The organism is Prosthecobacter sp. (assembly GCF_049294395.1).
Taxonomy (GTDB): Bacteria; Verrucomicrobiota; Verrucomicrobiia; order Verrucomicrobiales; family Verrucomicrobiaceae; genus Prosthecobacter.
The window spans coordinates 1-9,157 of record NZ_JBAQCR010000368.1; the positions used below are offsets into that span (position 1 = coordinate 1).

Below are 9,157 nucleotides of genomic sequence, written 5' to 3' on the forward strand. Positions count from 1 at the left end.
GCATCATAGGTCGTGAGCGAGGCCTCCACATACGGTTTTGAATTTCCCTGCGTCGCGCCGCCGGTGCCCGTGCGGACGCCCTCTGGCAGATGAACCTCGCGCCACAGTCCCGTGCCGTCGTTGCTCCAGAAGTAGTGCACGGTGATTTTATCACTCCGGTCCCGGCCTGGGCCCGTCGTCCAGTGCATGCTCCATTCGCCAATGAAGGCCGAAAGCGCGCGCATGGCATCCGTGGTGGGCAGCGCCACGGAGCCCTCCGCCGGCGGCTGGTACTCCTCCGCGAGCGCCGCTGGAAACTCATACGTCGTGCCAGGATTGAGCCGCTTGGCAAGACGCAGCGCGTGCTCCCAGTCCTCGTCACGCGTGTGATGGATGTTCACCTGCCGCTGATCCACCCGCTCCACCGTCGCCGTGAACGAGTTCGCGTTGAATTCAATGTGCGTGACCTTCCCGCGAAACGGCGGCAGCTTGCGCAGCTTGAAGAGGTCCGTGTAGATTACGGGCGCCATCAGCGCATGCGGTGCCATCTTCTGCGGCGGCACCACCAATCCCGACGTGCTGGACTGTGCCGTGTAGCTGCCGTTCCCGCTGGCGGGCTGCGCCGCAAGGACGGCTTTCGCGCCAACAGTCCGTAGTTTCACCGGCGGCACCTTCTTGGCCGTGCGCACATAGCTGCCACGCTTCGTTGAAATCACTTTTCCGCTCGCATCCTGCGTCACCGTTTTCCAGTCGATGCGAGCCTCCGTGGTAAAGGTGGCCGTGTTGATGCGCGTTTGCCCGCTCATCGGCGTGGGCAGCACGGTGGTGAAAGTCCGCGTCGCCTCATCCCAGGTGCTGGTCAGCGCCCCGGCACCGTCCGCCGCAGGATCGGCGCTCACGTAAGCCTTCGCGCTGGCATCATAGAGCATGCGCGCAATGTCCAGCGTGAGAGTTTCCTCGCTGCCCTCATGGCCAAAGCTTATCTCCCTCCAGATACCCGTGCCATCCGCCAGCCAGTGGCAGTTCATCAGCACCTTCGCGGCAGCATCACTCTCCAGCGTGCCGTTCCACGATCCGATGTACCGGCCCAGCACGGCGATCTCAGGCGATTTGGGCTGCGCCTTCGCAGCGCGTTGATCTTCGGAGAGCAGCACATCCTCCAGCGCAGCGGGGAACTCATACGTCTCCCCACGCTTCAACTGCTCCGCGATCTTTTTGGCCACGTCGCTGGTATCCGGCCCGCTGGCAAGATAGAGCCGTGAATCCGCGCCCTGCAGCACCATCGCGCAGCTTCTTTCCCCAAGGCCCGGGTCCAGCACCGTGGCCCGGAAGGGATGCTCGCGCCCCAGATCCATCAGCCCGCTCGGAACACTGGGCGTGGTGGGAAAAAAAGACGCCGTCCTCGGCAGGATGCGCATCAGCCTCACCGTCTCATCCAGCCCCAGGAAATCGATCAGGCACTGCGGGAAGGCGTAGCGTTGGTGCGCCTTCAGCTGCGCCACAAACTGCTGCTCCGGCGTCGGATTCGAACTGCTGTACTCAAAGCTGCTCGTGCCGCCATCATCCGCCCGCAGCGCCAGCTTGAAGCCGTTCGCACTGCTGCTCACGGTCGTCACCTCGGCCACAAAGGGCTTCGTGTGCAGCAGCGTAAACAGGCCGCTTGGAGACTGCGCCCCCAGAGAAGTGGCGAAAACACAGCAAAGGAGAATGACCGTGCGCATGGCTGTTATTAATAGAGAATGACAAAATGATCGCCCTCCGCATAGGCCGCAGCGAAGCCCCAGACGGGAACACCCGGCTTGATACCACGCTTGCCCGTCGCTTTGCCAGAAGAATCGAGCACCAGCCGGCCAATCTGCCCGCCCTACTGCCATCCTGTGCCCACGCTCCAGGGGATCAGCGTCGCACCCCGCGCACTCACCGCCAAGGCAGGGCTGGCCTCATGCAAGCCGCAGCGAATAACGCTCCCCACGCCGGCCCAGCTTCACGCCTGCACCATAAATCTCGCTCAAGTTCCGGCTGTTCAGCACCTCCGCCTTCGGCCCGGACGCATGCACCTGGCCGTCCCTCAGCAGCAGGCAGTGGGTGATGCTCGGCAGGATTTCCTCCACATGGTGCGTCACCAGCACCAGGGAAGGGGAGTGCGGCTGCACCGCCAGCGACTGCATCCACTGCAGGTACTTCTCCCGCGCCACCGGGTCCAGCCCCGCGCACGGCTCATCGAGAATCAGCACCTCAAATTTCGCCATCAGCGCCCGGCAGATCAGCACCTTCTGCTTCTCCCCCTGGGACAGCGGCCCCCACAGCGCCTCGTTCAGGTAAGCGCAGCCCACCTGCGCCAGCAGCGCCGCCGCCTCACGCAGCACCGCCGCCGGCGGCTCGTCGATCAGGTTCAGCTTCGCCTCCCGTCCGCTCGCGATCACGTCGATCACCGGCTCACCGCTCTCTAAGTACGTCACCAGCGTGTTCGTCACCAGTCCCACCCGCCGCCGCACCTCGCGCCAGTCATCCTCGCCAAACACACTCTCGCCGATCCGCAGGCTCCCGCCCGTCGCACTGTCATACCCCGTGATCAGGTTGATGAGAGAGGTCTTGCCGCAGCCGTTCGGCCCCAGAATGCACCAGTGCTGGCCGGGATCCACCCGCCAGGAGATGCCTTTGAGGATGGGGCGGCCGCGGCGGAAAGTGAGATCAGAAACTTCGAGTACAGGATTGGACATGTGGCTGGATAATTGAATGACGAACGAGGAATGTCGAGTCGTCTTGAACGACTCCCTTGAAATGCCAATGGCGGTGCCTCCGGGCCACGAGATCTTTGAAAGGACTTTCATCGCAAACACTTCTTTGTGTGGATAGAATTTGTCCTTTTGATTTTTCTCCCGTGACAAAAATGACCATCCTGCTAATCTCAAATCCCTTTCTCAAAAAATGTCAGTTTCCCCAGATGCCCAACCACATTGCGCCATCACATCCAATGAAGTGCGTAAATTCCAGCTTGTGCATCACCGTAGTTTTTTAGTACTTTGTGCTGATGTGCAACGCACCCTGCAACTCATGAGACCCATTTTCTGTGCCGCTCTGGCCCTGGCCGCTGTCACACCTGTGTTTTCACAGGCTCCTCCGCCTGCAGCCCCTGCCGCGCCTGCAGCCCCCGCTGCTTTGAACATCCAGCAGGAAACTGAGGCCCTCATCAATGCCGCCAGCGCGCTCTTTGCCGAGGCCAAATACCAGGAGGCCCTTTCCAAGCTCGCCATCGCCAAGAAAAACCTCAACAACAAGCCCTTCGAGAGCATCCTCTTCACCGAAGGCGCCTGCTACTACAATCTCAACGACTACCCGAAGGCCATCGAATCTCTCGAAGCCTACGTGAAGGAGTTCCCGCAGGGCTCCGCCATTGTCGATGTCCGCATGGCTCTGGGCCGCTCCTACATCGCCAGCAAGAAGGAAGAGCAGGGGATCAAAGAGCTGACCGATGTGGTGCGCAGTTCGCCGGAGAAAAAAGCCGAGGCCGGGCTCATCATTGCCGACACCCTCAACAAACAGAACAAGAAGGACGAGGCGCTCGATATCCTCACCAAGGTTCTGGCAGACGGCATCCGCAGCGCGGAATCCATCCAGGCCGCCATGCTCGCGGCCAACATTTACGTCAGCAGCGGCAAGCTCGATGAAGCCACCGCCCTCATGGACAAGGTGCGCAACTTCGCCTCCGGTGGTGACAGCATTGCTCAGATGAACAACATCTATCTCAAGCTCGGCGATGAGATGATGGAAAAGAAGTCCTACAAGGAGGCTCTCGGCGCCTACCAGCTCGTCCGCAAAAAGAACGAAATCTCCCGCATCCAGACCGAGCAGGTGGCCAAGCTGGAGGCCCAGCTCAAGACCGCCAAGGGCGTCCGCAAGGACGAGATCGAAACCAAGCTCAAGGCCAACAAGGAAATCATGGCTGAAATCGAGAAGCGCACCGATTACGATGCCTCTCTCTACTACCGCCTCGGTCGCTGCTACTATGAAATGGGTTCCCCCACAGACGCAGGCGCTGGTGATCCCTCCCGCCTCTGGCAGGCCATTCTCGCCTTCGAAGTCGTCGTCAAAGACTTCAAGCAGTTCGCCCAGCGCGACAAGTGCATGTACGGCCTCATCATGGTCAATGCTTCCTTGAAACGCATCAAGGAGGCCCGCGAAGGCTGCGAATCCTTCATCGAGAACTTCCCGGACAGCGACATGGTCGGCGAGGTCTCCATGATGTTCGGCATGCTGGCCTACCAGAACAAGCAGCTCAAAGAAGCCATCGCCGCCTGGAAAAAAGCCCTCAGCTTCCCCAAGGCCGACAAAGAGCGCCTCTACTTCCTCATCGGCAGCGTCCAGTTCGAACTCCAGAGCTTCGACGAGTGCCGCACCACCTATGAAAAGGTGCTCCAGGACTTCCCGCAGACCACCTACAAGGACGACCTCCAGTACCGCATCGCTCTGACTTACTTTTATCAGAACGACTCCAAGAGCGTCACCAAGGCCCTCAAGACCTACATCAAGGACAACCCCAAGGGGCAGTATGTCGTCGATGCACGCTACCGCCTCGCCTTCATTGATTTCCAAGGCGGCGACAAAAAGACTGCGGAATCTGAACTCCTCAGCATCGTCAAAGACGCTCCGAACGATCAGAACATCGGTCAGGTGCACGCCCTCCTCGGAGACATCTACAATCAGCGCGCCGATTATGAGAACGCGATGATTCAGTTCGCCGCCGCCGTGGACAAGGCCAAGACCGACGACGTCCTCACCTACGCCATGGATCAGGTGACGGATCTCTACGTCGGCTCCAACAAGTGGAAGGAACTGGCGGAAATGTGGCAGCGTTATTACAACACCCACAAGGACAACGACGACCTCGCCCTCAAGGCCATCCTCTGGATCAGCCGCGCTCTCATCAAGGAAACCAAGGTGGAGGAAGCCAAAAAGCTCCTCGCTGAACACATCAAAACCCGCATCCCCATCGTCGCCAATCAGCAGGTGGAAGGCTTGATCCAGCAACTCGTCTCCATCAGCGCTCCAAAACGCCGCCGCGTCGCCGCAGCTTCTGCGCCGGCAACACCGCCTGCGGATGGTGCCAAGGCCGCCGACAAAGCTCCGGTGGTCGCTGCCGCTCCCGCGCCAGAGGTCACTTTTGAAGACGTCGAAAAACAGCTCGAAACGCTGCTCAGCCCGCCGCAGGCCGCCATGAACGGCACCGCTCAAATGCGCATTCTCTTTGCCAAGGCATGGCTCGCCAAGACCATGAAGCTGCCTGAAAAGGCCGAGAAGTTCCTCACCATCATCGTCGAAGTCGCCAAGCCGGATGACCTCAGCCCCATGCTCCTCAGCATCGTGGGTGATGCTGCCCGCAAGAAAGGCGATCTCGAGAAAGCCAATGGCTGCTACGTCCGCCTCAGAGACTTCTTCAAGACCAGCGAATTCTCAGACGGCGCTCCCGTCGGTCTGGCTGAAATCGCCTTCGAAAAGGGCGAGAATGACAAGGCTCTGGAACTCTTCCGCGATGCCCTCAACAACTATCCCGGCAGCTCCCATGTGCTGGATGCCACGCAGGGTGAGGCCAAGACCCTCGTCAAACTCAAGAAGTATGACGAAGCCAAGAAGATCTTCGAGACCATCTCCAACACCAAGGAATGGCGCGGCCACGCCACCGCCAATGCCCTCCGCATGCTTGGCGAGATCGAGGCTCTCCAAGGCAAGCACGAGGCTGCCATCGCCTACTTCCAGCGCGTCTTCATCGCCCACCAGAAATGGAAGGATGAAATGGCCAAGGCCTACCTCCTCTGCGGCAAGTCCTTCAAGGCTCTCGGCAAGAGCGAGGAGGCCAGAAAAACGATTCAGGAGATGATCGAACGCAAGGATCTTGAGGGTCAGCCGGAAAAGAAAGAGGCTGAGAAACTCCTCCCCACCCTGTAATTTCACGCGAACCCACCCCACGATTTTCATGCACTCGTTCGCCCGCTTTTTGCTCGCTTTCGCCGTCCTCGCCGCTGGTTCCGCCTTCGGCCAGGCCATCGTCCTCAAGGACGGCAACCGCGTCTTCTCCTCCGAGTTCTCCATTCAGGACGGCAAGATTGTCCGCACCGTTCAGATCGGTGAAAACAAAGCCACCACCATCCTGGAAAAGAAGAACATCGATTCCCTCGAGTGGCCCTATCCGGCTGAACTCACCGAATCCGCCGACCTCCTCGCCAAAGGCAAGACCGATGAAGCCATCGCCGTCCTCAAGAAGGGCCGTGACTTCTTCGAGCATTTCGAAGGCATCGAGGGCAACTGGTACATCGACATCTACTTCGCCTACATCGAAGCTCTCAATCAGGGCGGCAAGTTCGACGAAGTCGTCAAAGCCCTCCCGTCTCTCCGCGCCCTCAAGCTCACCGACGCTCAGAAGATGCGCCTCCGCATCATTCAGCTCGACATCGAGCGCCAGACCTCCTCGGACTACGCCGGCATCCTCGTGGAAGCCCAGAGCATCCTCAAGGAAACCGACGACTCCGCCATTGGCGCCTCCCTCTGGGCTCTGATCGCAGACGTTCACACCCGCAAGAAGGAGTGGGAAAAAGCCCTGCTCGCCTACCTCCGCATCCCCGTCTTCTACGGCACCCAGATGCAGCGCGTCCCTGAGGCCGAGCTCAATGCCGCCAAGATCCTCATCAAAATGAAGCGCTATGAGGACGCCAACGCCTTCCTCGCCCGCATCAGTGAATCCTATCCCGGTTCCCCGGTCGCCGAAACCGCCACCAAGGAGAAAGCCGCGATTGCCGGAATGAAGAATGTCCCCGAGGAAGAGGCTGACGCCGCCGCTGCCGATGGCAAGTCGGACGCAGCCAAACCTAAGGAAGGCGAGCCCGCCAAACCCACCGACTCCAAACCCAAAGCTTGAATCATTTCCCCATGCAAACCAACACTGCCACCATCATGACCCGCCACATCCCCCACGGCCCTGCCCGCGCGTTCCTTTGCGTCCTGCTGGCTCTGGGTGTCCTTACCTCCTTCAACCTCTATGCTGAAGACGCCGCTCCCCCGGAAGGTGCTGCCGCTGCTGAGCATGGTGGAGGTGGTGAATCGCTGATCGATCGTTTCATTGAAGGTGGCTGGGTCATGTATCCCATCACCGTCTGCTCCATCGCTCTCGTCTGGCTCACCGTTGACCTCTGGATGCGCACCGGCATCAAAAGGGCCGCCCCTCCAGCCCAGGTCGCCCAGGTTCAGGATCTCTTCCGTGCCGGTGACTACGTCGGCGCCTACCAGTTCTGCAAAGGCAATCCTTCCCCCTTCACCAACACCACCCGCGTCGGACTCAGCTTCCTCGGAGACGGGCATGACGCCACCGAAGCCGCCCTCTTCAGCGAGCTCAACAAGGTCAACGCCGCCGTTCAGACCCGCATCAACTACCTCTCCGTTATCGGTGTTTGCACCCCCATGATCGGTCTCACCGGCACCGTGACCGGGATGATGCGCGCCTTCTCCACCCTGAAGACCAGCGGTGCAGGGGACCCCGCCAAGCTCTCCGGCGCTATCGGTGAGGTGCTCATCGCTACCGCCTCCGGCCTCTTCATCGCCGTTCCTGCCTTCATGTTCTTCTACTTCCTCCGCAATCGCCTCCAGGTCAGCATGAGCGATCTCCAGGAAATCGTCATGGCCCTCTTCCGCAAGATGCCCTACGCTCATCTCAAGGACGCCCACGTCGGCGAAGAAGAATTCTACGCCGCCATCCCAAATTGGGTCGCTGGCGACGTTCAGCCTGCCACTGCAGCCTGATTCATCCTCCTCTTATCTCTTATACTCAACCCTTGACCTTCTAACACTATGGGCGGCGGCGGCGGCGGTGGTGATGGCGAACCGGAGTTTCAGATTGCTCCGATGATTGACGTGCTCTTGGTGTTGCTCATTTTCTTTATGAGCATCACCTCGGCGCAGGTGTTGAGTATCGACAAGGAGATTCAGCTCCCTGTCGCCAAAGATGCCAAGAAAAAGGAAAAAGACGTGCAGAACGAGGCCAACCTCAATGTGCGCTGGACCAATGGCAAGGCCATCATCCTCTTTGAAAACAGCTCGTATGAGGATGTCAGCCCCCTTGTGGACAAGCTCCGCGCCCGCCACGAGGCCAACGCCAGGTACCGTGCGGTGATTCGTGGCGACAAACGCCTCCCTGCCATCGAAATCCAGCGCGTCATGAGTGTCATCGCCCAGGCGGGCATTGATGACATCTCCTTCTCTGCCTTGAACAAAGAGTAATTCTTCCCCTCATGTCTGAACTCGGCAAAAAAAAGCATCGCGAAATCGAAACTGAACAGCTCGCTGTCGGCTTCCAGATCGCACCCATGATCGACGTCGTGTTCGTCATCATGCTCTTCTTCATGGTCATGGTTGGTTCCGTGAAGGTCGAGCGCGAGCTCAAGAGCCAGCTCCCCGGACTGGCTCCCCCCAGCGCCGATGCTCCCCAGGAAATGCCGGATGAAATCATCGTCGGCGTTGAAGAATCCGGTGCCGTCACCCTCAATGAAGAGGAATTCGACAGCAACCGTCCCGACAAGGCTCTCCCTGACTTCATCAGCACGCTCAAGCGTCTCAAGCAGGAGGCTGACAACCGCAACGCCAAGGTCATCGTGACCATTCAGGCGGAGGAACAGGCCACCTATGAGCGTGTCATCGACGTGCTCAACGCCCTCGCAGTAGCGAAGGTCGCCAACGTGACCTTCACGGTCGGCGGCGACGAAGGATTCTGATTTTTTTGTCAGTGTTTGAATATCTGCACCCCAAGAAAGGGGGCCGCAGTTCCGTCCTCGTACTCTGAAAAGGTCATCTTCATGAATCCGCAGCAGCCTGGAACCCCGGAAAATCCGCAGAATCCCCAGCAGCCCCCGCCCCCACCGGGTGTCACTCAGCCGCTGCCGCAGGGGTATCCCCAAGGCTATCCGCCCCCGCACGGCTACCCGCCGCAGATGCCCGGCTATCCACCCGGCTACCCCATGCCGCAGGGCTACCCGCCGCAGATGCCCGGCTATCCCCCAGGCTACCCGCCGCCGCAGGGTTACCCGCCGCAGATGCCGGGTTATCCCCCAGGCTACCCCATGCCCCAGGGCTACCCGCCGCAGATGCCCGGTTATCCGCCCGGCTACATGCCGCAGATGCCCATGCCGGCCATGAT

At 59.9% G+C, this 9,157-nt stretch carries 7 protein-coding genes and 1 pseudogene; 6 read left to right on the plus strand and 2 right to left on the minus strand.

Annotation, left to right across the window (positions count from 1 at the left end; translation table 11 throughout):
* Together WAW39_RS24855 and WAW39_RS24860 are read right to left on the minus strand one after the other, a co-directional pair.
* Positions 1-1,700: hypothetical protein (locus WAW39_RS24855; RefSeq protein ID WP_422321857.1), on the minus strand; the 1,700-nt coding region annotated here is incomplete at its 3' end.
* A 219-nt stretch (positions 1,701-1,919) separates the two neighbouring features.
* Positions 1,920-2,699, minus strand: a complete 780-nt coding sequence (locus WAW39_RS24860; RefSeq protein ID WP_422321858.1) for an ABC transporter ATP-binding protein — start codon at positions 2,697-2,699, stop codon at positions 1,920-1,922.
* 334 nt (positions 2,700-3,033) lie between these two features.
* Here WAW39_RS24860 and WAW39_RS24865 point away from each other — a divergent pair, with 334 nt between their 5' ends.
* The 6 genes and pseudogenes from WAW39_RS24865 to WAW39_RS24890 form a co-directional block, all read left to right on the plus strand.
* Positions 3,034-5,922 carry a tetratricopeptide repeat protein gene (locus WAW39_RS24865; protein WP_422321859.1) on the plus strand — a complete coding sequence of 963 codons (2,889 nt, stop codon included), beginning with the start codon at positions 3,034-3,036 and terminating at the stop codon, positions 5,920-5,922.
* Between the two features lie 28 nt (positions 5,923-5,950).
* A complete protein-coding gene (locus tag WAW39_RS24870) occupies positions 5,951-6,889 on the plus strand; it encodes a tetratricopeptide repeat protein (RefSeq protein ID WP_422321860.1) in 939 nt (312 codons plus the stop codon).
* An 11-nt stretch (positions 6,890-6,900) separates the two neighbouring features.
* Complete coding sequence (locus WAW39_RS24875) at positions 6,901-7,767, plus strand: MotA/TolQ/ExbB proton channel family protein (RefSeq protein ID WP_422321861.1); 867 nt, start codon at positions 6,901-6,903, stop codon at positions 7,765-7,767.
* A gap of 48 nt (positions 7,768-7,815) precedes the next feature.
* Positions 7,816-8,244, plus strand: coding sequence for an ExbD/TolR family protein (locus WAW39_RS24880; protein WP_422321862.1), 429 nt, complete (start codon positions 7,816-7,818; stop codon positions 8,242-8,244).
* A gap of 11 nt (positions 8,245-8,255) precedes the next feature.
* Positions 8,256-8,735 carry an ExbD/TolR family protein gene (locus WAW39_RS24885; protein WP_422321863.1) on the plus strand — a complete coding sequence of 160 codons (480 nt, stop codon included), beginning with the start codon at positions 8,256-8,258 and terminating at the stop codon, positions 8,733-8,735.
* Between the two features lie 81 nt (positions 8,736-8,816).
* A pseudogene (locus WAW39_RS24890) lies at positions 8,817-9,157 on the plus strand (hypothetical protein); the annotation flags it as partial.

What these genes read in the sequence shown, in the direction of transcription:
- WAW39_RS24885 (WP_422321863.1), top strand. Translation starts at nt 8,256, where the DNA reads ATGTCTGAACTCGGCAAAAAAAAGCATCGCGAAATCGAAACTGAACAG.
- WAW39_RS24875 (WP_422321861.1), top strand. Translation starts at nt 6,901, where the DNA reads ATGCAAACCAACACTGCCACCATCATGACCCGCCACATCCCCCACGGC.
- WAW39_RS24870 (WP_422321860.1), top strand. Translation starts at nt 5,951, where the DNA reads ATGCACTCGTTCGCCCGCTTTTTGCTCGCTTTCGCCGTCCTCGCCGCT.
- WAW39_RS24860 (WP_422321858.1), bottom strand. Translation starts at nt 2,699, where the DNA reads ATGTCCAATCCTGTACTCGAAGTTTCTGATCTCACTTTCCGCCGCGGC.
- WAW39_RS24880 (WP_422321862.1), top strand. Translation starts at nt 7,816, where the DNA reads ATGGGCGGCGGCGGCGGCGGTGGTGATGGCGAACCGGAGTTTCAGATT.
- WAW39_RS24865 (WP_422321859.1), top strand. Translation starts at nt 3,034, where the DNA reads ATGAGACCCATTTTCTGTGCCGCTCTGGCCCTGGCCGCTGTCACACCT.